Source organism: Cognatazoarcus halotolerans, assembly GCF_009800965.1.
Lineage (GTDB): Bacteria > Pseudomonadota > Gammaproteobacteria > Burkholderiales > Rhodocyclaceae > Cognatazoarcus > Cognatazoarcus halotolerans.
In genome coordinates, this window is the sequence record NZ_WUAF01000052.1 from 1 (window position 1) to 770 (window position 770).

Below are 770 nucleotides of genomic sequence, written 5' to 3' on the forward strand. Positions count from 1 at the left end.
GCCACCTTCGCCCCGATGATCGTCGGGAAGGCATAACCGCAGTTACCGAAGCTCATCGCCGCAAAGAACGAACGCGGCTTCTCGAAACGCAGATAACTGTTGGCCACCGAATTGATGTTGCCGATATCGGTCGACACCATCACATCCTCCGGCATCGCCTTCTCCAGCTCGCGCAGCACCTGGCGCGGATGCAGGTAGTTACCCCCCTGGAAGGTCTTCTCCTTCGCGTTCTCCTCGATCATGTCGAGGCTGAAGGCATCCTTCTCGTGGGTCCAGTCATCGAGCTCCTTCTCCCAGGCCGCCTTCTCCTCGGCGATCCTGCCCGCGCGCTCGGCCTTGGTCGCATCGCAGGCCAGCGTGCGGCCCTCGAGCAACCGGGTCAGCGCCACCGCGGAAGCCTTCGCATCGCCGCAGATACCCACCGAAATCTTCTTCACCAGGCCGAGCATCTTGTTGTCCGCATCGATCTGAATGATCTTCGCCTGCTTCGGCCAGTAATCCATGCCATGCTGGGGCAGCGTCCCGAAGGGACCCAGGCGCGAACCGAGCGCCACCACCACATCGGCCTGCGAAATCAGCTTCATCGCCGCCTTCGAACCCTGGTAACCCAGCGGGCCGCACCACAGCGGATGGCTCGCCGGGAACGAATCATTGTGCAGATAACTGTTCACCACCGGCGCACCCAGGCGCTCGGCCAGCGCCTTGCACTGCTCGACCGCATCGGCCATCACCACCCCGCCGCCCGAGATGATCACCGGGAACTTCGCCGT

1 protein-coding gene is annotated in these 770 nt (G+C 63.0%); it reads right to left on the reverse strand.

Translation table 11 applies throughout. The features are described from left to right. Nucleotides 1-770, reverse strand: a 770-nt coding sequence (locus GQB03_RS22615) for a thiamine pyrophosphate-dependent enzyme (protein WP_235027186.1), incomplete at both ends; no start/stop codon positions are given.